Source organism: Ruegeria sp. ABM4_193 (genome assembly GCF_056158705.1).
Window position 1 is genome coordinate 1,665,540 of the sequence record NZ_JBSWTT010000001.1, and the last position, 20,416, is coordinate 1,685,955.

Consider the following 20,416-nt stretch of genomic DNA (forward strand, 5'->3'; position numbering starts at 1 on the left):
GATGGCTGATCAGATCAATACTCTCGAAGAGCTGAGCGCCGTCGCAGGCGTTGAAACCGTGGCCGAAGAAGTCATCGTGCGTGAACCCGTACGTGACGAGCTGGGCCGCTCCTACGCCACCGGTAAGCGTAAAGACGCTGTTGCCCGCGTTTGGATCAAGCCAGGTTCCGGCAAGGTCACCGTGAACGGCAAAGACCAGGACAAGTATTTCGCGCGTCCGGTTCTGCAGCTGATCCTGCGCCAACCGTTCCAGGTTGCTGGTGTTGAAGGTGAATTTGACGTTGTCGCAACCGTAAAAGGCGGTGGCCTGACCGGTCAGGCCGGTGCGGTCAAGCACGGCATCTCGAAAGCGCTGCAACTGTACGATCCGAACCTGCGTGGCGCTCTGAAAGCCGCAGGCTTCCTGACCCGCGACAGCCGCGTTGTGGAACGTAAGAAATTCGGTAAGCGCAAAGCCCGCCGTTCGTTCCAGTTCTCGAAGCGTTAATCGTCGGGACGATCCAAAAAGAAAGGGCTCGCATCTGCGAGCCCTTTTTCGTTGCGTTTATGGTGTCTTATTCTTCGTAGACCAATTTCCACGCGCCGTCTTCAACGACGTTTACGAATACTGTGTCCGCGCCTTGATGATCATCCGGCCCATAGGTGATGTGGTTGCCGACCAGATCGTCCTGATAATCCAGCGACTCCATGGCTGCGATGAAACTGTCATGGGTCAGATCCGGACCTGCAGCCTCCAGCGCTTTGACCATCATCTCGGCGGCGGAATAGCCCAGCATTGCAAACCCAACCGGATCTTCACCCGTGGCGGCCTTGTACTCTTCAATGAACGCGGCGGGGGCGGGTTCATCGGCGCGGGCCCACAGATCCTGCCACGATGCGGCGGCATAGAAGCCATCGGTCACGCCACCGGGAACCTGTGCGACAACAGTCAGGAAACTGGCCGAAGTGCCCAGGAATTTCATATCCGTCAGGCCCATCTTCTTGGCAGTACCCACCACAGTGATCGCCTGACGAACACCCAGCGCCATCGTGACAATGTCACAGCCTTCTTCCTTGAGTTTGCTGAGCGAGCCCACGAAATCGGTCTCGTCTGGCTTATGCGTGGTTTCGGATCCAAATGCGATCCCGGCCTCTTCGGCCCCGGCTTTGCTGCCTTCCAGTATTTCCTCACCGAAATCGGTGGGCAGGTACATGCTGCAAACGGTTTGCGACCCAAATTCTCCGGCGAGGTATTTCACGCCAATGCGGGCTTGATCATAGTAGGTCGAGAATGATGTGAACTTGTTGCGCATCGGCTCTTGCAACATCTGCCGCGCGGCTGTCAGGGGGGCAACGTTGGGAATTCCCTTTGGATCCAGCAGTTTGAAGCCTGCCATGTTCATCGGCGTGCCCAGTGATTGCAGCATCGCAAACACTTTGTCCCGGTTCAGCAGTTTGTTGTAGCCCTGCATGGCCCGTGGCATCTGATAGCCATTGTCTTCGACGACATATCGAATTTGTCGCCCATGCACGCCACCGGCTGCATTGACGCGGTCAAACACGACATTTGCGCCTTTGGTGGCCGGAACGCCTACGGCTGCGAATATACCACTCAGATCGTTGACCGATCCGATCACGATTTCTTCGTCGGTTACGCCTTGGGTTTGCGCCAAACCCATAGTCGCCGAGGCGGTCAAGGCCGTGGCGACAGCCAATAGTTTGAATGACTTTCTCATTTCTCTCCTCCCGAAATTCCCTTGTCTAACTGTACATGTCTTCAATCAGATGTCCGTGTTTCTTTTCCACCAAACCCCGTTTCAGCTTCATCGTAGCGGTCAGTTCATCGTCTTCGGCCGTTAAAAGCACGTCGATGAGACGGAAATCCTTGATCTGTTCGACCCGTGCAAATTGGGTATTCACAGCTGCAACTTCGGCGCCGATCAGATCGCGGATCTCGGGCGCGGCACAGAGTGAGGCGAAATTCGAAAACGGAATTTTGCGGTCCTGCGCATATTTCTCGACATTCTCCTGATCGATCATGATCAGGGCCGTCAGGTATTTACGCCTGTCACCAATCAGGATCGCGTCAGAAATATAGTGGCTGAACTTTAACTGGCTTTCGATTTCGGCCGGGGTGATGTTCTTACCACCTGCGGTGATGATGATGTCTTTCAGGCGGCCGGTGATGGTGACAAAGCCATCCTTGTCGATATGCCCCATATCCCCCGTGCGCAGCCAACCATCGGCGGTAAATGTCTCGGCCGTTTTGGCGTTATTGCGCCAATACCCCTGAAAGATGTTCATGCCTTTCAGCTGGATTTCACCATCTTCTGAGATACGGATGTCGCAGCCTTCTACGACTTGACCGATGGTCCCGATCCTGTTGCTTTCAACGGTGTTGAGCGTGGCCAGCCCGGCGGTTTCAGTCATCCCAAAACCTTCGACCAAAGGTACTCCGATGGCCCAGTACCATTTCAGCAAATCAGTCGAAATCGGTGCAGCTCCGGTGCCGCCACGACGCAGTTTGTCCATACCCAGCATACGGCGCAGGTTATTCAGAACCAGTTGATCCCATATCCAGAACTGCACCGCGATACCGATCGGAACGCGTTTACCTGCCGCCCTGTATTCGGCGCGGCGCGCGCCAGCTTTCAATGCCATCCCAAAGGCGGCCCGGCCCAACGGTGTGGCCTCCTGCGTCAGAATTTGCACATGTGCATAAATCTTTTCCCACACGCGCGGCACAGCCGTGAAGGTCGAGGGTGAGACCTCTTGCAGGTTCGCAAATACGGTTTCCGGGCTTTCCGCGAAATTCACCGTGCATCGGGCTGCCAGTGGGAAATAGACCGACACGTCCCGTTCCAGAATATGACACAGCGGCAGGAAGCAAAGCTGCTCATCACTGGCCAGAACCGGCAAGGCCCGCGCGCCGGATTCAATGGCAGCAAGGATATTCTCGTGGCTCAGCATCGCGCCCTTGGGCTGTCCCGTGGTGCCGGAGGTATAGACAAGCAGCGCCGTATCCTGCGGTTTCGCCAGCGCGATTTCGGCCTCGAACCGCCCGGGATCGGCTGCTTCTACCTCTTGGCCAAGAGCGTAGAGGTCGTTGATCATCATGCAGCGCGGGTGTTTGAGGTCGTGCAGACCTTCGTCTTCCAGAATGATCACCTTGATCAGGTCCGGAACTTCGGCCTCGATTTCCAGAAACTTGTCCAGATGCTCTTCGTCTTCGACAATCAGGAATTTGCTGGCGCTGTCATTGATCAGGTATTGCAACTGACTGGCTAAATCGGTGGTGTAAACGCCCGACGCTATGCCCCCGACGCCCTGAATACCCATGTCGAACCACGCCCATTCCTTACGGTCCTCGGAGAGGATCGAGACCGCATCGCCCCGTTCCAGCCCCAGTTTGCGTAACGCCAGACCGATCCATTTGGCATGTTGCCAGTAATCGGCCCAGGAATAGGATTTCCAGATGCCCAGATCTTTTTCCCGATGCGCGGTGCGTTCGCCCAGCTCGGCGCAGCGGTGTTGAAACAGCTCACTGATGGTGATGCAGCCGTCCACCCGCAGCGGCCTTTGCCCTGTTGTTGCGTTAAAGCGCACGCCGTTGATTGTGGTCTGCGGGGGCAGGGGGCTGGCATCCATCCGTCTTACCTCCACGTCTTTTTCCGTTTCCAGCGCCGGTTTTCCCGCGCGCCGTCTTCACGCACACCAAGATAGAAGTTCTGGATGTCCTCGGACTTCAACAGAGCCTCGGCGCTGCCGTCCATAACGATGCGTCCAACCTCCATCACATAGCCATGATGGGCCAGATCCAGTGCCGCATGGGCGTTTTGTTCGACCAGCATCATGGTCATCTGCTGTTCTTGGTTGAGGCGTGTGAGGATCTCGAAAATCTCTTGCACCAGCATCGGCGACAGGCCCAGTGATGGCTCGTCCAGCAACATGATACGAGGACGGGCCATCAGCCCACGTCCAATCGCCAACATTTGCTGTTGACCGCCTGACAGGGTGCCAGCCTCTTGCCCGCGGCGGCCTTTGAGAACCGGGAAGTAACTGAAGACCAGTTCACGATCTTGCTCGATCTGGTCTTTGTCCTTGCGGGAATACGCACCAAGGCTGAGGTTTTCATCAACAGTCAGAAGGGGAAAGACCTCGCGCCCTTCGGGGATATGCACGATCCCGCGTTGCACAACCTTATGTGGTTCTGCCCCCTGAATGTCTTCACCATCAAAGGTAATTTGTCCCTTTTCCGGGTCCATCACACCCGAGACGGTTTTCATCAGCGTCGTTTTTCCCGCGCCATTGGCCCCGAGGATCGACACGATCTGCCCCTCGTGCACATCCAATGACACCCCGCGAATGGCCATGATGGGGCCATAAAAGCTTTCGATATTGCGGATTCTCAGGATTGGCTCGGTCATGAAGCTTTTCCCAGATACGCTTCGATCACAGCCGGGTGAGCCTGCACCTGCGCCGGAGAGCCCAGTGCCAGTTCAGCGCCGTCTGCCATGGCCAAAACCCGGTCTGACACGCCCGAGACCAGGCCCATGTCATGTTCCACCATCAGCACGGTGATGCCCATCTGACGCCGGATGTCATCGATCCACCACCGCATGTCACTGGTTTCTTCAACCGACAGGCCCGAGGCGGGTTCGTCCAACAGCAGCAGTTTGGGATCAGTTGCCAAAGCGCGCGCGACCTCAACCACTTTTCGCACGCCGTAGGGCAGCCCTGCGATCATCTTGTCGCGATAGGCTTGAAGATCGAGGAAATCGATGATCTCTTCAACCTTCTCGCGGTTTTCGATTTCCTGCCGTCGGGCAGACGGAAGGAACAACAGCTCGGACAGTAGATTTGTTTGTCGATGCCGATGCCGCCCAACCAGAAGGTTTTGCAAAACGGTTGCGTGCTCGAACAGTTCAATGTTTTGAAACGTCCGCGCCACGCCAAAAGCTGCAACGCCCGAGGGTTTGACACGCAGCAGATCATGGCCGTCGAACTGGATCGACCCAGCATGGGGCTCGTAGAACCGCGAGATCAGGTTGAACACGGTCGATTTGCCAGCACCGTTGGGGCCGACGATGGCAAAAACCTCGCCCTCCAGCACTTCGAACGACAGGTTATCGACCGCAGTAAGGCCACCGAACTTCAGGGTAACGTTTTCAAACTCCAACAGGCTCATCTCAGACGCTCCGTCTTCAGATAAGATTTTTGCCGTTTGAACATGTCCTTGCGGTAGAAGGGGAACAGCTCGAACCAGGTGCGGATCTTGAGCCAGCGGCCATAAAGCCCCATGGGTTCGAACAGGATGAAGGCGATCAGGATCATGCCAAAGATGCCGAATTCAAGGCCCGGAATGGCAACTGTGTTGCCGCCGAACAAAGCTCCGGCATATTCTTTGGAGATTGACAGGAACTGAGGCAGAAACCCGATCACGATCGCACCCAAAAATGCCCCGTGGATCGAACCCAGTCCGCCGATCACGATCATCATCAGCAACTGGATCGAGATCAGAACACTGAAGGTTTCGTTGTTGAAGGCTCCGGCAAACAACCCCATCAGTGCTCCGGCCCAGCCTGTGATGGCACAGGACACGGCGAATGAGATCATCTTGGTCCGCGCTATATCAATACCCATCGCCTGTGCCGAAACCTCGGAGTCGCGAACCGCGATAAAGCTGCGCCCTAAAGGCGCGCGCAGCAGGTTGATGTAGCCCATCGTCACAAGGACAGCGACGGTCAGAACCAACCAGAAGAACAGATTTGGCGTACCCCAGCGGTCTACCAAATGGCCAAAGATCTCGACCCCGCCGACATACTTGCCTGCGACGCCTCCAGTGATGGGTTCAGACAGAACGATGATGTCATCCATCAGGATCGAAAGGGCCATGGTGAAGATGGCCAGATAGATACCGTGCAGCCGCAGGGCAGGGATGGCGACTGTCACACCTGCGATGCCGGTTAGAACTCCGGCCAGCGGGAAGGCGATTAGAAAGGGCACTCCCGCTTCGATCAGGGCAACATTGGCATAGCAGCCAAAAGCCAGAAAAGCGGCATGTCCCAGACTGACCTGCCCGGTATGCCCGGTCAGGATCATCAGGCCCAGCCCTGCTATGGCCCAGATCAGAACGTTTGTCAGCTCGCCCAGATAGAACGCGTCCAGCCACCATGGGGCCGCTGCAACGACGGCCAGAAGGATCAGGTAAAGACACAGTTGATACCGGTCTTTCCAAGGCCTGATATCCTGCATGTAATTGGTTTTGAACACAATCCGCATGAGTCAGACCTTTTTGACCCGAACCTGACTGAACAGCCCGTTGGGCCGGAAAATCAGCACGGCCAGCAGTAAGGCATAGGGCGCGACCTGGCTGTAACCCGCGGCGATATAGCGGCTGGCAAAAGGTTCGATCACGCCAACGATAAGCCCTCCGGCCAGAGCACCGGGCAGACTGCCAAATCCACCGATCACTGCTGCTGCAAAAGCCTTGATCCCCAGCAATCCGGTGGTCGGGTCCACCGCGCCCTTGGCGGCAAACAGGATACCGGCGATCCCGGCAACGACCCCGGCCAGTGCCCAGATAAAGCCCTGAACGCGTTTGACCGGAATGCCCATGTAATATGCCGCCAATTGGTTTTGCGACGCGCCCTGCATCGCAAGGCCCAGCTTGGTGCGGCTGAAAAAGACATAAAGCGCCACGGTCAGAAGGATCGTGACGATAATCACCGCCACATCCTCCATCCCCAGCACCAGACCGCCAAAGCGAACCTCTTTACCGGCAAGCGGGTTTTGCAACGTTTGCGGTTCATGCCCCCAGATCAACCCCGCAACAAAGCGGATCACGAACCCCAAAGCGATTGTCAGGATGACGACTGCGGTCTGGCTTTCACCGAACAATCGACGGATAATCAGCCGATCCAGCAGATAGCCTAAGGCACCCATAATCCCCAGTGAGATCGGCAGGGCCATCCAGAAGGGCAGGCCCATATACTCGGTATTTGTCAGGCCGATGGTCACAAAGGCCCCCAGCATCATGAAATCACCCTGCGCGAAATTCACCGCTTCGGTCGCCTTGTAGATCAGAACAAAGCCAAGCGCGATCAGGCCATAGACGCAGCCATTCGCCAGTCCGCTGATCAGCAGCTGTGCGTTATCCAAACTGTCCTCCCTCCAACGAGCAACAGATGCCGTCAGCCTCACGCAAGTCTTCGGGATGCGTGGGGTTCTTCTACTATGGCGTGATTATCACCTTTCCGTCACTCTTTTTCAGCGCATTGGCTAAATTTGGCACCAGATCTCTGAGTGTAAGGTGTTCAGAAACATCTGTTTTCCAGCGCCCGTCTGCAAAACGCGCCTGAACCTCGGCCACCACCCGCATCTGATCCGCCGGTGGCGTCGACATCATCCATTGCGTCAGCCAAAAACCTTCGATCCGCTTGCCCATAAAGATCAACTGGCCGGTTTGAGTGAGCGTCGGCGCTTCGGTCGAAAGCTTGCCATAGGTGATCCAGCGTGCACGGTTTGGCATGGTACAGAACAACTGCTCCGAAAGCTGGTCAGTCACGGCGTCAAGAAACACGCGTGGCTTCATGGATGTGCTCAGTCCGGCAAATTGCTCAACAACATCTGAATCTGTCGTCACCAGGACTTCGGCGGCGCCAAGGCTCTTCAACGTTTCAACAGTCTCAGCGCGCCGCACGAGCGCTATGGGTTTCAGCCCGAGATCGCGGCCAAGGCTGCACATGAGCTTTCCGAGCTGGCTGGTTGCAGCAGACACGACAAACGCGTCGCCGTCGACCTTGGCCATGTCCACCATCGCCATCGCGGTCAGCGGATTGACAATTTGCGCGGCCCCGTCGTCGTCTGAAATATCCGGCCTCAGGGGGATACACATCTGCATCTGAGTGACGACATATTCAGCCCACGCACCGGACCCAGCAGCGACAAATGCAACGCGCTGACCTTGCAGGGCTTCGGCACCTTTGCCGGTGGCCACAACATCACCACATCCTTCGAAACCGGCTGGGGATCCCTTTACTCGGGGTTGGCCATACTCACCCTTGATGAAGTGCAGGTCGGATGGATTGACGGATGCGGTGCGCAGTTTGATCAAAACCTGACCCGGACCAGGCTGTGGTACAGGTACTTCTGCGGGTTCAAGCCATTCGGCTGCATCCGCGATCACCGGTCCGCTGGATGTGCCGGAATATCCGTCATGCTTCAAAATGGTGGCAAACATGGTGTGCGGCAAATCTGTCATTTGGTCATCCTTGACTAAACTGGAGTGACACGCGCCGTATCGAAACAAATGTTCAAGAAGGCATGGCGCGGGTAGGGTGTCAGAATGAGCCAATCAAAAGCCGCTTAGGGCGTCAATTCAATGCCGAAATAACGTGGGGGCATCCAAGATGCCCCCGAAGAGTGGGACTTACCCAAACGGGCAGCCCATTTATTTTATTGTTGGGTCAGCAGGTTGGTCAGTTCCTGAATTTTCTGAGCGATGGTTTCAGGCGATGCTTTGATGTCATTCACGATCTTGATCGCTTGCTCTTTCAGGTCCGCTGCCAATGTGCTTTCTTCTAGCGATGTCATGATGCCGTCATAGTCGAAATTGGCAGGGTTCAACTTGCCTTCCGCGATCCAGGAGTTCAGCAGCTCTTGCCCTTGTCCAGTCAGAGCAGCGACCTGATCGCTTGCTTGTTGCGCGGCTTCTGATGCCTGATCGGCAACAGAAGATGCCGCCTCGGATGCCTGTTCAGTCAATGATGAAGCCGCTTCCGAGGCTTGTTCTGTGGCGGCGTCAACCGCGTCGGAGGCGGCGTCTTGTGCCGCAGTGGCAGCATCGGCCAATGCGTCACTGGCGTCTTCGGCTGCTGACTGCAAACGTTCAGCCGGAGTTGGTTCCGGTTGGTTTAGGTAATAATATCCGCCAACGCCGATTGCGGCGAGGACTATGATCAAAATTAAAGTACGCGACATGTGAATCTCCTTTGGAATTTGTGTCGCTGGGATGATCCAAAACTAACGCAAAGACAAAGGGGAAATCTTGTGAAGTCTCGGCAAAACAGAGGTTTGAGCCGGGCTGTGCTGATCGGGAGTATCGAACCCGGCAAGATCACGCTGCTTTCGGGACATACCCTTCAAGACTGCGCAGCGATCCGCCATTGATGTCGCGCGACAGGGCAAGTATTCGCTGCGCCCGGTTAATATAGCCAATTTGAAAAATGGCGGAGAGACAGGGATTCGAACCCTGGGTGGGCTTGCACCCACAACGGTTTTCGAGACCGCCCCGTTCGACCACTCCGGCACCTCTCCGCGGGGGTCTGTGAGGGGGGGATTTAGTGAGGAACGGGCGGGGGTGCAAGCAGAAAATTCCAGAATTTGACAAAGCCGGGTTTTTCCATTGCCAGCGGACGGAAAACACCTACTCTGAATACTATGACACAGCCTGCACACCGCTTTGCTTTTCTGTTTTTGGCGCCGCTATTGGCGTTTATTATGGCTGCTGCTCCTTTGTTTGCGGCCAACCGGGATCGGATCGAGGCGTTTCTGACCACAACCGGATTTGATGTTGCGCTGGAAAGCATCGCGCTGAGTTCTCGGTCTGCACCGCAAATGCTTGGCATTGATCCGGACGGGTTCGGTTCGGACTGGGCGCGCCTGACGGATGAGGTGTTTGACGTCGAGGCCATGCACAAGACGGCCGTTTCCATCTTGGAAGAGACGCTGCGCGATGAGGCTTTGACACATGCGGTTGAATTCTATGCCTCCGATCTAGGGCAGCGTTTGGTCGAAGTTGAAAATGCGTCTCATATGAACGCGGATAACGAAGCCAAGCAAATGGAAGGCCAGCAGATCATCTCGGATCTGATCAAAGAAGGGTCACAAAGGGTCGAAAGCTTCAAGCGAATGGGTGCGGCCATCAACTCGACCGATACAGCGCTTCGAGCATGGCAGGAGATACAGTTTCGCTTCCTGCTGGCGGCCAGCGCTTCCGGCGTCATCGAATTGCAAATGGATGCAGAAGATTTGCGAGAGCTTTTGAAAAGAAACGAGCCCGCTCTGCGTCAATCGCTTCAATTGTCCAGCCTTGCAGGCGCGGCTTACACGTACAAGGATTTCTCGGACGAGGACGTGAACGCCTATGTCGATGCGTTGGAACAGCCCTTGATGCAGGAAGTTTATGAACTTCTGAACGTCATACAATTCGAAATCATGGCCCGACGGTTCGAGGTTCTTGCCTCGCGGATGGCAGAATTGCATCCCGCACAGGATATTTGATGCAGCGGTTCGCTCAGGTTCTGGTCTTTGTCCTTTTGGGGTCGCCCGCGCTGGCGAACGAAAAGATAGACCGGTTGGCTCAGGCCATGCACCTGCCCGACGTGATGGAGATTTTGGTACAGGAAGGGCAAGAACACCGGAAAAACCTGGATGAAACCATGCTGAGCAACACTGGTGGGGCGCTTTTCGAAGCTCAGGTCAATGACATCTATGATCCCATGTGGATGCAAGATCACCTGACTGAAGCGTTCGAGACAGGTATGTCGGATGCGCAGCTTGATCAGGCCATCGTGTTTTTTGAGAGTGATCTGGGTCAAACGATCGTAACACTTGAAAACTCGGCCCGTCAGGCGATGTCGGATCCGACAATCGAAGATATGGCGCGCGACGCGTTTGAAGAAACCGCACGCACAACAACGCGATTTGCTTTGGTTGAGGAATATATCGAAGCGAACAATCTGGTTGAGAAGAACGTTCAGGGGTCTTTGACGTCAGATTATAATTTCTTTCGCGGCCTAGATGTGGATTCAAGAGCAGACACTCAGGACTTACTGGCAGAGCTTTTGTCGCAGAAGGACAGCAGGACAGCAGACACCGAAGCGTGGCTTTATGCCTTTCTACTGCTGGCATATCGCCCGTTGGACGAGGCGCAAATGCGAGAGAATATAGCTTTTTCCAGAACGGAGACCGGACAAGCGCTGAACGACGCGTTGTTTGATGGGTTTGATCGTATGTTCAACGATATCTCCTATCAGTTGGGACAAGCGGTTGCCCGTGCTCTCAGGGCGTCTGACCTTTGAGGCTGGTTTGGTGTTGACTTTCTTCTGCAATCTATGGATAAGCGCGCATCCCGGCCGGTCATCCGCGCCGGGTCTCGTTATTATTTGACCCTTAAGATACATCGAAAGGGTCTGTCACACAGCCCGAAAAGGGCGCGCTGTTCGAGGTGGCTTAAGCCAGAAACGCCCAAAAGGGGACCACAGAACGCGGGTATGAAAAGGAAAGACGCATGTTTGCGGTCCTCAAGACTGGCGGCAAGCAGTACAAGGTTCAGGCGGGCGATATCCTCCGCGTTGAAAAACTGGCTGCCGACGCAGGTGAAAAAGTTCAATTCAACGATGTTCTGATGCTGGGCGGTGACGCTCCGGTTGTTGGTGCACCTTTCGTTGAAGGCGCAGGCGTACAGGCCGAAGTGATCGAACAGATCAAAGGTGACAAGGTCATCAAGTTCGTCAAGCGCCGTCGTAAGCACAGCTCGAAGCGTACCGTTGGCCACCGTCAGAAGCTGACTCTGGTCAAGATCACCGACATCCTGTCGTCGGGCGCTGACAAGTCGGGCATCAAAGCTGCAACCGGGTCTGCTCCGGCTGGCGAAGCGGCACCTGCTGCAAAGCCTGCCAAGAAAGCTGAAGCCAAAGCAGAGGCACCCGCCGCTGCTGCTGCCGCTGACGATCTAACCAAGCTGAACGGTGTCGGCCCTGCCGCTGCCAAAAAGCTGGTTGAGGCCGGTATCGAGAGCTTTGCCACTCTGGCCGCCTTGTCGGACGAGCAGATTGCTGCTATCGACACCATCAAAGTGAAACCCGAATGGGTTGAGCAAGCCAAAGAGCTGGCTCAGGGCTAAGGAGAGAGAGAATGGCACATAAAAAAGCTGGCGGTTCCTCCCGTAACGGTCGCGACTCAGCTGGTCGCCGCCTTGGCGTGAAACTGTATGGTGGCCAGGCAGCCATCGCAGGCAACATCATCGTACGTCAGCGCGGCACCAAGTTCTGGCCGGGCGAAGGCGTAGGTATGGGCAAAGATCACACCATCTTTGCAACCACCGATGGCGCCGTGAAGTTCCACAAGGGACTCAAAAACCGCACCTTCATTTCGGTCCTGCCAGTGGCGGAGGCCGCAGAGTAAGCCGAGACCCAGAAGGTTAATAAAAAATTCATGGGGGACCGGCAGAAAATGCCGGTCCCTTTTTCGTTTTAACACAGTCGTGATCCAAAGAGCCGATGACCGTTGCAACCACCAGCTTCCTGATCTTTGCCGCCTCGCAGGTCGGCACGCCGGGACCGGCCAATATGGTCCTGCTGGGAACAGGTGCGCGCTATGGTTTCCGTGCGGCCCTTCCGTTTGTTGCCGGTGTTGTTCTGGGCAAGCAGTTGATTATCTGGCCGGTGGGTTTTGGCCTCATGCGAATTGCGGAACAAGCGCCATTTGTGTTTTCTGCGCTGAAATACGCCTCTGCTGGCTATGTATGCTGGCTGGCTTGGAAGATCGCCAATCTTCGATTGTCGCGTGATGGGGCAGGTGGTTCGGTACCAGGTTTCTGGGCCGGACTGATCGTGCATCCGCTGAACCCCAAGGCCTGGGCCATGATCATTGCCGGGTTTACCGGTTTCGTCGCGGCTGGCACGTCCAGTTTGGACGCAACGTTCACGATCGCTCTTTGTTTGTTCATCTGCCAGGTTGTTTTGCACCCGATCTGGACCTTCGCAGGCGATAGAATTGCCCATGCGGTTGAAGGTCGCCCTGCGGAAAAATATCTAATGTGGACGTTGGCCGGGCTTACGGTTGCGTCCGTCCTTTTTGTGTTGTTCGGAGGAGGAACACACCAATGAAGCTTGAAGCAATAATAAATCAGCCGGTCATAGAAACCGAGCGGTTCGATCTGCGCCCGCTGCGCCGTTCGGACATGGGACTGATCGAGCACTACGCGGGGGATGAGCGCGTGGCACGCATGACCACAAGCATCGCGCACCCGCTGGCACCCGGCTCGACCGAGGCTTTTGTCACCCGTTCGATGGCAGAAGACCGGGACGAAGATGTCTGGGTGATGGATGCAATCAAGGACGGCGGTCCGGAACTGATCGGTCTGATCACACTGAAACGACTGGATCGGAATCAGTCCGAGGTCGGATATTGGGTTGCGCCGATTTATTGGAACACTGGCATTGCATCTTTGGCCGTTGAAGCATTGGTCAACGCCAACCCTCTGAAGAACGCGACCATGTTTGCCAGTGTGTTTCAGGATAACCCCGCCTCGGCGCGGGTGCTGACCCATTGCGGGTTCCAGTATCTGGGTGACGCGGAAAGCTATTCGGTGGCGCGTGATGCGAATGTGCCCACTTGGACTTACAGTAAAAAACTCTGACTTGTGGCCGATGGGGCCTTTGCAGTAGGGGACAGACCATGAAATTTCTCGATCTTGCAAAGGTCTACATCCGGTCCGGGGCCGGCGGTAGCGGCTGCGTCAGCTTCCGACGCGAAAAATACATCGAATACGGCGGTCCCGATGGCGGGGACGGCGGCAAAGGCGGGTCTGTGTGGGCCGAAGTTGTGGACGGGTTGAACACCCTGATCGACTTTCGCTATCAGCAGCATTTCTTTGCCAAGAACGGCCAGCCGGGCCGGGGCCAGCAGCGTACCGGTAAGGACGGCGACGATATCGTTCTGCGCGTACCTGTAGGTACTGAAATTCTGGATGAAGACGAAGAAACCGTCATCTGCGATCTGACTGAGGTTGGACAGCGCGTGCTGCTGGCCAAGGGCGGCAATGGTGGGTTCGGAAACCTGCACTTCAAATCTGCGACCAATCAGGCACCGCGCCGGGCCAATCCGGGGCAGGCGGGGATCGACCGTAACATTTGGCTGCGGCTGAAGCTGATCGCGGATGTGGGGTTGCTGGGTATGCCCAATGCGGGAAAGTCTACTTTTCTTGCAGCCACATCGAATGCGCGCCCGAAGATTGCGGATTATCCCTTCACCACGCTGCACCCCAATCTAGGTGTTGTTGGTGTCGACAACGTTGAATTCGTGGTTGCCGATATTCCCGGCCTGATCGAAGGCGCGCATGAAGGGCGAGGCATCGGGGACCGGTTCCTTGGCCACGTTGAACGCTGTGCCGTGCTGTTGCATCTGGTTGATGGCACCTCTGAGTTTGTTGCCGAAGATTACCGGACAATTATTCACGAGCTTGAAGCCTATGGCGGTGAACTTGCTGAAAAACCTCGGATCACCGTTCTGAACAAGGTCGACGCGCTGGATGACGAAGAGCGGGAATTGACCAAAGCTGAACTGGAGGAAGCCGTGGGCGGCCCCGTCATGACCATGTCGGGTGTGGCCCATCTGGGTGTGACCGAGGTTCTGCGCGCGTTGCGGGCGCAGATCGACGACAATCGCGTGCGCCATAAACCCGCTGAGGAGGCGCAGCCTTGGCAGCCCTGACCTCTGCCCGCCGTCTGGTGGTGAAAATCGGATCCGCTTTGCTGGTGGATCGCGACACCGGTTTGCTTCGGTCGGACTGGTTGACCTCGTTGGCACAGGACGTGGCCTGGCTTAAGGGGCAGGGGACAGATGTCATTTTGGTCTCTTCCGGGTCAATCGCGTTGGGCCGCGGTGTATTGCGGTTGCCGATGGCTGCTTTGCCTTTGGAGAGATCACAAGCCGCCGCCGCAGTGGGACAGATCCGTCTGGCACGGGCCTATGAAGAAGCTTTGACACCGCACCAAATAACGACGGCGCAGGTGCTGGTGACGTTGGAAGACAGCGAAGACCGCCGCCGCTATTTGAACTCACGGGCCACTCTGGAAACTTTGTTGGGTCTTGGGGTTGTTCCGATCGTGAACGAAAATGACACGGTTGCCACGGACGAGATCCGATATGGCGACAATGATCGTCTTGCCGCGCAGATTGCTGTAACGGTCGGGGCCGATCAACTGATTCTGCTGTCCGATGTGGATGGGTTCTATTCCGGTAATCCGAACGAGGACGCCACAGCCACCCGGTTCGAAACCATTGATCGGATCACACCCGAGATCGAGGCCATGGCGGGTGATGCAGGTTCGGGCCTGTCCAAAGGTGGGATGAAGACAAAACTGCTGGCTGCCAAGATGGCCACGGCTGGTGGCTGCGCGATGGCGATTACTGAAGGTTCGGTGTTGAACCCTCTGAAATCGTTGAAAAACGGCGCGAATTCAACGTGGTTTACGGCCACGCTGGATCCGCACGCCGCCCGCAAACGTTGGATCTCTGCGATGAAACCACGCGGAGAGATCACCGTGGATGACGGGGCCGCCAATGCTTTGGCCAATGGCAAAAGCCTGCTACCTGCGGGTATAGTCGAGGTGACTGGCGATTTCGGGCGCGGCGATCCTGTCGCTGTTCTTGACGCCAAAGCACGGCGACTGGCTCAGGGCATCAGCCGATACACCGCACAAGAAGCGGACGCGATCAAAGGGCGCAGGTCTTCTGAAATTGAGGCAACGCTGGGCTACCCTGGACGCGCAGCCTTGATCCACCGGGATGATCTGGCCCTGTAAACACTTCAAAAGACGACCTGAAAGGCACGCGATATGAAAGACTTCGACAGCATTCCCGCTCTGATGGCCGATCTTGGGAAACGCGCCAAAGAGGCCTCGCGTGATCTGGCGTTTGCAAGCGCCGAGCGTAAACACGCTGCATTGATTGCCGCTGCGGATGCGGTTTGGGCCAATCGTGAACAGATCATCGAAGCGAACCAAAAAGACCTGGAGTTTGGCCGTGACAAGGGCCTGAGCCCGGCGATGATGGATCGGCTGATGCTGGATGAGACCCGCATTCAGGGCATGGTCGACGGGCTGCGCACCGTGGCTGATCAGGCGGACCCGGTGGGTGAGGTTCTGGCTGAATGGGAGCGCCCCACTGGATTGAAGATTTAGCGGGTCCGTACGCCTTTGGGCGTCATTGGCGTGATCTATGAAAGCCGGCCCAACGTGACCGCTGATGCCGGTGCGCTGTGTCTGAAGTCCGGCAATGCTGTCATCTTGCGCGGTGGGTCCGAGAGTTTTCATTCTTCAGTTGCAATTCATGAATGCCTGGTCGAAGGTTTGAAAGCGGCCAACCTGCCCGAGGATGCAATTCAATTGGTACCCACACGAGATCGCGCAGCAGTGCAGGAATTGCTGACCCTGACCGATTATGTCGACGTCATCGTTCCGCGCGGTGGCAAGGGGCTGGTAGGGCTGGTGCAGCGCGAGGCCCGTGTGCCGGTCTTTGCTCACCTCGAAGGTATTGTTCATATCTACATCGACAAAGCTGCTGATCCGCAAAATACGCTGGATGTCGTGCTGAACGCAAAGACCCGCCGCACCGGCATCTGCGGGGCCGCCGAATGTTTGCTGATCCATCAGGATGTCGTTGAAACACTGGGGCGCAGTGTGATCGAGGCCCTGCTGGCCGCAGGTGTCGAGGTTCACGCCGAAGGTGCTTTGGCAGTCGAAGGTGCACAGGCCGCAACGTCAGAGGATTGGGGAAAGGAATTCCTTGATAGTGTGATTGCTGCGAAACCCGTTGAGGATATTGACGCAGCGATTGCCCATATCCGGAAATTCGGGTCCAACCACACCGATTGCATCATGACCGAAGACGATGCGGCAGCAGCCCGATTCTTTGAACGTCTCGACAGTGCTATCCTGATGCACAATGCCTCCACCCAGTTTGCAGATGGCGGTGAGTTCGGTATGGGCGCGGAAATTGGGATCGCCACAGGCAAGATGCACGCGCGCGGCCCGGTGGGTGCGGCGCAACTGACCAGTTTCAAGTATCTGGTTCGTGGGGACGGAACGACCCGGGCTTAGAACCTGAGCGAAACGCGCGTTGCGGTGGTTTCTGCCGCGACGCGACGCCCCATCGTCTTGGCTGTTTCCGGCAACAAGGCAAACTGTACCTGCGCGGGTGTCAGTTTGTTAGGGAAACGTCCTGTGACAACGTGTTTCCACAAGTCGCTGTCCACATTCAGCTTGTCGGCGGAACCGGTCACAATCCAGTTCGCGCCTTGACTTGTGACGTCGACGGTGCCCCCCAGAGGCATAGCGCTTTCGCAGCACATCAATGCCAAAAAGGCCAGTTTGACCTGATTGCGCGGAACAGGCTCGGTCAGGTTCCAGTTGACCCGCACACGCCCGGCACGTTCGACGTCATTCAGCAGTTCGGTGATTTCGGCCCGCCCGAGCGGTTGGTCGCTGGCGGAACCAAAGGCTACGCGGAAAAAGCGAATACGCGCGCCCGCACTGCCAACACTGCCCGAGATCAGCTCCATCTCGGGGCCTTGAACAGCGCCAACCATATCCAACAGCTCAAGCCCGTTGGTGATGGCCCCGATCGGGCTGATCAGATCATGGCAGATCCGAGAGCCGATCAACTCGGCCAGGTTGACGTCCGAAGCGCCCATGCGTACCTCCTGCTGTATCTGCCGCCGGATTCAGGAGCCCCGCATGACAGACATGAATGCCATTCTTGCACCGGGCATGTTTGTCCGCCACCCGGATTTTCCCGAATGGGGCGTTGGACAGGTTCAATCCAACATCGCAGGCAAGATCACCGTGAACTTTCGCGAGCAGGGGAAAGTGGTAATCGACGGAACGCGCATCGCCCTGATGCCGGTCTTTGATCCGTGAAACTGGTTTAGGAAAAGTTAACAACTGTGACCAAACCGCCAGTTGTTGCCTTCGATTGGCCAACTGCGGTATCAGCGGCGAAAAGAAAAACGGACGCATCTATTATGCCGGATACAGGCCCATCCTTTACCGTCAAGCTGGCCGAAACCGAGGCAGAGCTGCAGGCTGCGCAACGTCTGCGTTATGACGTCTTTGTGCGTGAACTCGGTGGTGGTGGCGATTTGGTGGATCACGAGGCGGGGTTAGAGAGAGACCGGTTTGACCCCTATTTCGATCACATGTTGGCCTATGACGACGGCACTGACGAAATCATTGGCGTTTACAGGATGTTACCGGGTGAACGTGCAGCAGAGGTGGGCCAATTTTATTCAGAAGATGAATATGATCTGACGGTTTTGAAAAACAGTGGCCGCAAGTTGCTGGAACTGGGCCGGTCCTGTGTGCATCCCGACTATCGTGGTGGCACCGCCATGTATCATCTTTGGAACGGGCTGGCGGCCTATGTCACGGAACGTGAGATCGAAGTGCTGTTCGGGGTCGCAAGCTTTCACGGCACGGACGTCACAACGCTGGCACAACCTTTGTCCATGTTGCATCATAACCATCTGGCCCCGCCCGAATTGCGGGTGCGCGCGCAGCCTGACGTTTTTCAATCCATGGATCTGGTCGCTAAGGACGCGTTGGACAGGCGGGCGGCCATGGTTCAGGTGCCTGCTTTGATCAAAGCTTACCTGAGACTTGGCGGTTTCGTGGGCGAGGGCGCATTTATCGATCACAAGTTCAACACCACCGACGTGTGCCTGATCCTCGACACTGCGCGTATGAACGACCGACAGCGCCGTATCTACAGCGGGGCCTGACATCTGTGAACGATCCGCTTTGGAACAGTGAGGATGAACCCGATCCGATCGACCTTGGAGTGATTGGTTGGCTGCTGGTAATCCTTCGAGGACTGCCTCTGGCCGTTCTGGTCTTTGGTGGCTTGATCGTGCTTTTGGCCGTACGAATGGTTGAGTATCCGTTGTGCGGGGTGCGCAGACCCGTCACGCCCTTCATCACGCAATTTGTGTGCCGTAACGCATTTCGCATTCTTGGCATGGGATTCCGAACCTCGGGCGTGTTGATGCAAGAGCAGGGGGCGGTGGTGGCCAATCATACCTCTTGGTTGGACATCTTTGCCCTGAACGCGCGTAAGAGGGTCTATTTTGTGTCTAAGGCCGAAGTCGCGAAATGGCCCGGAATTGGATGGTTGGCCCGCGCCACCGGCACCGTGTTCATCCAACGGGATCGTGCAAAAGCCAAAGAACAGACCAAACTGTTCGAGACCCGCCTGAAAGCGGGCCACAAGCTGTTGTTCTTTCCCGAAGGCACTTCGACGGATGGATTGCGGGTTTTGCCATTTAAAACAACGCTTTTCGCTGCGTTCTTCGCAGATGAGTTGCGCGACTTAATGTATATCCAACCGGTTTCGGTTGTTTTTCATGCGCCCAAAGGGCAACCCAAACGGTTTTACGGCTGGTGGGGCGATATGGAATTCGGCCCGCATTTGCTCAAGACACTTGGGGCGCGCAGGCAGGGTTCTGTTGAGCTGATTTATCACGCTCCGGCAAAGGTCAGTGACTTTGAAAACCGAAAGGCACTGGCGGCACATTGCGAAGAGGCGGTCAGGCACGCCCATGCTTTGGCTTTGCTTGAAAAATAAGGGCGATTGGCCCTTGCACTGCATCAAAACCTGCCGTATACGCGCGCCATTCAAACCCGCAGGCGGGGTTTGGGCTTTTTGAGGGAGACATCCTCATCAAGACCGCCGGTTGGAGCATCTGCTTCTTTCACCCCCGCCCAGGCGTAAACCGGAAAAGGAAAATAGCATGGCTCTTCCCGAGTTCTCCATGCGTCAGCTGCTGGAAGCTGGCGTTCACTTTGGTCACCAAACACAGCGTTGGAATCCCCGCATGGGCCCGTTCATCTACGGCTCGCGCAATGGCATCCACATCATGGACCTGACCCAGACCGTTCCGATGCTGGACCAGGCTCTGCAGGCTGTTCGTGACACCGTTGCCAAAGGTGGCCGCGTTCTGTTCGTTGGTACCAAGCGTCAGGCCGCTGGCCCGATTGCTGAAGCGGCTGAAAAGTCGGCTCAGTACTACATGAACCACCGCTGGCTGGGCGGCACGCTGACCAACTGGAAAACCGTTTCCCAGTCGATCAACCGTCTGAACCAGATCGACGAAGCCATGGAATCGGGTGCCGAAGGCCTGACCAAGAAAGAGCGTCTGGGCATGGAACGCGACCAGGCCAAGCTGCAAGCTTCGCTGGGCGGTATCCGTGAGATGGGCGGCGTTCCTGACCTGCTGTTCGTCATCGACGTCAAAAAAGAAGCACTGGCCATCGCCGAAGCCAACAAGCTGGGTATCCCGGTTGTGGCTGTTGTCGACACCAACTGCTCGCCCGATGGTGTTGACTACATCATCCCCGGCAACGACGACGCAGCGCGCGCAATCTCGCTGTATTGCGACCTGGCCGCACGTGCCGCTCTGGACGGCATGACCGCTCAGATGGGTGCTGCCGGCGTTGATCTGGGTGCCTTCGAAGAAGCACCGGTTGAAGAAGCCGTTGCTGAAGAAGCGCCTGCCGAAGCAGAAACACCTGCTGAAGCGTAAGCTGCCCGTCACGTAATTGACATATGGGGCAGGGTAGACCTGCCCCAATTCCGTTTGAATTGAGGAGAG

Annotated in this window: 22 protein-coding genes, 1 tRNA gene and 1 pseudogene; 14 read left to right on the forward strand and 10 right to left on the reverse strand. The window is 56.4% G+C overall.

Features of this window, described 5'->3' with window-relative positions; translation table 11 throughout:
* Position 1: 1 nt before the first annotated feature.
* Positions 2-487, forward strand: coding sequence for a 30S ribosomal protein S9 (gene rpsI, locus ACXADZ_RS08400; protein ID WP_171090107.1), 486 nt, complete (start codon positions 2-4; stop codon positions 485-487).
* A gap of 67 nt (positions 488-554) precedes the next feature.
* Here rpsI and ACXADZ_RS08405 read toward each other — a convergent pair whose 3' ends face one another.
* The 9 genes from ACXADZ_RS08405 to ACXADZ_RS08445 form a co-directional block, all read right to left on the reverse strand.
* Complete coding sequence (locus tag ACXADZ_RS08405) at positions 555-1,715, reverse strand: ABC transporter substrate-binding protein (protein WP_475194902.1); 1,161 nt, start codon at positions 1,713-1,715, stop codon at positions 555-557.
* A gap of 25 nt (positions 1,716-1,740) precedes the next feature.
* The gene (locus tag ACXADZ_RS08410) at positions 1,741-3,627 is read right to left on the reverse strand and encodes an AMP-dependent synthetase/ligase (protein ID WP_475194906.1); all 1,887 of its coding nucleotides are present in this window, start codon (positions 3,625-3,627) and stop codon (positions 1,741-1,743) included.
* Positions 3,628-3,632: 5 nt separating this feature from the next.
* Positions 3,633-4,406, reverse strand: a complete 774-nt coding sequence (locus ACXADZ_RS08415; RefSeq protein WP_475194912.1) for an ABC transporter ATP-binding protein — start codon at positions 4,404-4,406, stop codon at positions 3,633-3,635.
* Complete coding sequence (locus ACXADZ_RS08420; RefSeq protein WP_475194918.1) at positions 4,403-5,167, reverse strand: ABC transporter ATP-binding protein; 765 nt, start codon at positions 5,165-5,167, stop codon at positions 4,403-4,405. The genes ACXADZ_RS08415 and ACXADZ_RS08420 overlap by 4 nt, the downstream gene beginning before the upstream one ends.
* Complete coding sequence (locus ACXADZ_RS08425; protein ID WP_475194921.1) at positions 5,164-6,261, reverse strand: branched-chain amino acid ABC transporter permease; 1,098 nt, start codon at positions 6,259-6,261, stop codon at positions 5,164-5,166. The genes ACXADZ_RS08420 and ACXADZ_RS08425 overlap by 4 nt, the downstream gene beginning before the upstream one ends.
* Before the next feature lie 3 nt (positions 6,262-6,264).
* Positions 6,265-7,140, reverse strand: coding sequence for a branched-chain amino acid ABC transporter permease (locus tag ACXADZ_RS08430; protein WP_171646993.1), 876 nt, complete (start codon positions 7,138-7,140; stop codon positions 6,265-6,267).
* Between the two features lie 73 nt (positions 7,141-7,213).
* Positions 7,214-8,242 carry an alcohol dehydrogenase catalytic domain-containing protein gene (locus ACXADZ_RS08435; protein WP_475194926.1) on the reverse strand — a complete coding sequence of 343 codons (1,029 nt, stop codon included), beginning with the start codon at positions 8,240-8,242 and terminating at the stop codon, positions 7,214-7,216.
* Between the two features lie 194 nt (positions 8,243-8,436).
* Positions 8,437-8,961, reverse strand: coding sequence for a hypothetical protein (locus tag ACXADZ_RS08440; RefSeq protein ID WP_171090091.1), 525 nt, complete (start codon positions 8,959-8,961; stop codon positions 8,437-8,439).
* A gap of 246 nt (positions 8,962-9,207) precedes the next feature.
* A tRNA-Ser gene (locus ACXADZ_RS08445) sits at positions 9,208-9,297 on the reverse strand.
* 123 nt (positions 9,298-9,420) lie between these two features.
* On the opposite strand from ACXADZ_RS08445, the gene ACXADZ_RS08450 reads away from it, so the two are divergent.
* From ACXADZ_RS08450 to ACXADZ_RS08490, 9 genes and pseudogenes are all read left to right on the forward strand, one after another.
* The gene (locus ACXADZ_RS08450) at positions 9,421-10,263 is read left to right on the forward strand and encodes a DUF2059 domain-containing protein (protein ID WP_475194929.1); all 843 of its coding nucleotides are present in this window, start codon (positions 9,421-9,423) and stop codon (positions 10,261-10,263) included.
* Positions 10,263-11,063, forward strand: a complete 801-nt coding sequence (locus ACXADZ_RS08455) for a DUF2059 domain-containing protein (RefSeq protein WP_475194934.1) — start codon at positions 10,263-10,265, stop codon at positions 11,061-11,063. The genes ACXADZ_RS08450 and ACXADZ_RS08455 overlap by 1 nt, the downstream gene beginning before the upstream one ends.
* Before the next feature lie 209 nt (positions 11,064-11,272).
* The gene (locus tag ACXADZ_RS08460) at positions 11,273-11,887 is read left to right on the forward strand and encodes a 50S ribosomal protein L21 (protein WP_475194939.1); all 615 of its coding nucleotides are present in this window, start codon (positions 11,273-11,275) and stop codon (positions 11,885-11,887) included.
* 11 nt (positions 11,888-11,898) lie between these two features.
* Positions 11,899-12,168: a 50S ribosomal protein L27 gene (gene rpmA, locus ACXADZ_RS08465; RefSeq protein ID WP_039535512.1), complete on the forward strand. Its 270-nt coding sequence runs from the start codon at positions 11,899-11,901 to the stop codon at positions 12,166-12,168.
* A 95-nt stretch (positions 12,169-12,263) separates the two neighbouring features.
* Positions 12,264-12,872, forward strand: coding sequence for a LysE family translocator (locus ACXADZ_RS08470; protein WP_475194944.1), 609 nt, complete (start codon positions 12,264-12,266; stop codon positions 12,870-12,872).
* Positions 12,869-13,405 (forward strand): GNAT family N-acetyltransferase, encoded by a 537-nt coding sequence (locus ACXADZ_RS08475; RefSeq protein WP_475194949.1) that lies wholly within the window; start codon positions 12,869-12,871, stop codon positions 13,403-13,405. Before ACXADZ_RS08470 ends, ACXADZ_RS08475 begins: the two co-directional genes overlap by 4 nt.
* 38 nt (positions 13,406-13,443) lie before the next feature.
* Positions 13,444-14,478 (forward strand): GTPase ObgE, encoded by a 1,035-nt coding sequence (obgE, locus tag ACXADZ_RS08480; RefSeq protein ID WP_475194952.1) that lies wholly within the window; start codon positions 13,444-13,446, stop codon positions 14,476-14,478.
* Positions 14,466-15,572 carry a glutamate 5-kinase gene (gene proB, locus ACXADZ_RS08485; protein ID WP_475194955.1) on the forward strand — a complete coding sequence of 369 codons (1,107 nt, stop codon included), beginning with the start codon at positions 14,466-14,468 and terminating at the stop codon, positions 15,570-15,572. The genes obgE and proB overlap by 13 nt, the downstream gene beginning before the upstream one ends.
* Before the next feature lie 33 nt (positions 15,573-15,605).
* A pseudogene (locus ACXADZ_RS08490) lies at positions 15,606-16,868 on the forward strand (glutamate-5-semialdehyde dehydrogenase).
* Here the strand turns inward: ACXADZ_RS08490 and ACXADZ_RS08495 are convergent.
* A complete protein-coding gene (locus ACXADZ_RS08495) occupies positions 16,865-17,461 on the reverse strand; it encodes a histidine phosphotransferase family protein (RefSeq protein ID WP_475194957.1) in 597 nt (198 codons plus the stop codon). The pseudogene ACXADZ_RS08490 and the gene ACXADZ_RS08495 overlap by 4 nt on opposite strands.
* A gap of 43 nt (positions 17,462-17,504) precedes the next feature.
* Here ACXADZ_RS08495 and ACXADZ_RS08500 point away from each other — a divergent pair, with 43 nt between their 5' ends.
* The 4 genes from ACXADZ_RS08500 (at position 17,505) to rpsB (ending at position 20,347) form a co-directional block, all read left to right on the forward strand.
* A complete protein-coding gene (locus tag ACXADZ_RS08500) occupies positions 17,505-17,687 on the forward strand; it encodes a DUF3553 domain-containing protein (protein WP_050602459.1) in 183 nt (60 codons plus the stop codon).
* A 104-nt stretch (positions 17,688-17,791) separates the two neighbouring features.
* Positions 17,792-18,547: an L-ornithine N(alpha)-acyltransferase gene (olsB, locus tag ACXADZ_RS08505; RefSeq protein WP_475194964.1), complete on the forward strand. Its 756-nt coding sequence runs from the start codon at positions 17,792-17,794 to the stop codon at positions 18,545-18,547.
* A gap of 5 nt (positions 18,548-18,552) precedes the next feature.
* Complete coding sequence (gene olsA, locus ACXADZ_RS08510; RefSeq protein WP_475194968.1) at positions 18,553-19,389, forward strand: lyso-ornithine lipid O-acyltransferase; 837 nt, start codon at positions 18,553-18,555, stop codon at positions 19,387-19,389.
* Positions 19,390-19,555: 166 nt separating this feature from the next.
* A complete protein-coding gene (gene rpsB, locus ACXADZ_RS08515) occupies positions 19,556-20,347 on the forward strand; it encodes a 30S ribosomal protein S2 (RefSeq protein ID WP_171090068.1) in 792 nt (263 codons plus the stop codon).
* The last annotated feature ends 69 nt before the right edge of the window (positions 20,348-20,416 follow it).